Below are 1,344 nucleotides of genomic sequence, written 5' to 3'. Positions count from 1 at the left end.
CTCTTTTCTAATGTTTATCGTCGTTGAAAACATTGTATCCAAGAGGGCATAAAATGACTCTTTTCTTTTTACACAATTATATGGACTTAATCGTTCTCTTCCGTTATTTATCTGATTGGAATCGGAATCCTAACCCTAATCTGAATCGAAATCTTAATCAGAACCCTAATCGGGATCAAAATCTTAATCGGAATCTCAATCTACCACCCCAACCAATAGACCACACCCACCAGCTACCCGTCCCCCCCTATTGTTGCCACCAGTAACCATAGGATTTCAGGATGGTGATCACACAAGCGCAATCAAATCACACAATTACTCATTTCTCAATTTATTTCCCAAACCTTTTACGATAGCCGCATTTTCTACATAGTTCCTCTACTGCTTCTCTTCGTGAAAAGCCATCGACAAGGTTTTTTGCTCGATCCATCTCGATAATCTCAGAAAATGAGTTTTCATTAATATTCCCAAGATTGATTACTCCCTCGCCATCTAAACAACAAGGAATGACGGTACCGTTTGCCAATATACCTGCTTGATTTCGTAGACCATGGCAGAAGCCTTTGCCATCATCTTCCTCCTCGTGTAACGCAGGCCACTGAAACTCGTAATCTTGGTTGATATAGATACGTTCTGCAATTTTAATGCCACTACCTGGTTCGACTCTCTCTTCAATTTTATAGTCTAAATCAAATTCCTTCTCAATAATTTCTAACAATTCTCGGTTTCGTTGTCGTTCCAAATTCGTCTTATTGTCCTGCGTAAGGTTCCACAGTCTTAAGGAAACAAGCATCTCTGATTGACTCGTTGCTTCTTTAATAAACGAAAGAATACTTTTCACATACCCTTCCTTATCTTTAGAACCAATATGGCCATCAAAGCTATGTAATGAGAAATTCATTTGTCTTAGGGCAGGTTTATTTAATAATTTATCTCTTTTTTTATTAATTAACGTTCCATTGGTTGTGATATTAACCTTAAACCCTTTTTCATGACATACATCTAACAATTGACCGATTTTCGGATGCAGCAGTGGCTCACCTTTTACATGTAAGTAGATGTAGTCTGTGTGCGGTTTAATTTGGTCTAATCTTTTAGTAAAATCCTCTATAGAGATAAATTGCTTCTGCCTTTCTGTTGGCGGGCAAAAACTGCATGCAAGATTACATACACTCGTAATCTCCAAGTAAAACTTCTTAAATTTTTTCGTCGTCATAAATTTCCTCTCTTTAGGGACACGGGGACAGGTCGAAGTCACTGAAAAACGATTACATTAAATGGAAATAGGTGAAAATAAATAAAAAAATACCTCTATTGTTTGTTAAAATGGAATTGACTAGAAAC

1 protein-coding gene is annotated in these 1,344 nt (G+C 37.1%); it reads right to left on the bottom strand.

Annotation, left to right across the window (positions count from 1 at the left end; all coding sequences use genetic code 11):
• Window positions 1-331 precede the first annotated feature (331 nt).
• The gene (locus JOD29_RS20305) at window positions 332-1,216 is read right to left on the bottom strand and encodes a radical SAM/SPASM domain-containing protein (protein WP_124767070.1); all 885 of its coding nucleotides are present in this window, start codon (window positions 1,214-1,216) and stop codon (window positions 332-334) included.
• Between the last annotated feature and the right edge of the window lie 128 nt (window positions 1,217-1,344).

It is taken from the genome of Lysinibacillus composti (genome assembly GCF_016908465.1).
GTDB lineage: Bacteria > Bacillota > Bacilli > Bacillales_A > Planococcaceae > Ureibacillus > Ureibacillus composti_A.
The sequence above is the reverse complement of the archived record's forward strand: the minus strand, read 5'-3'. Positions and strand labels throughout refer to the sequence as shown.

Bases quoted from the DNA above. Each gene is read 5' to 3' on its own strand.
- JOD29_RS20305 (WP_124767070.1), bottom strand. From the start codon at position 1,216: ATGACGACGAAAAAATTTAAGAAGTTTTACTTGGAGATTACGAGTGTA.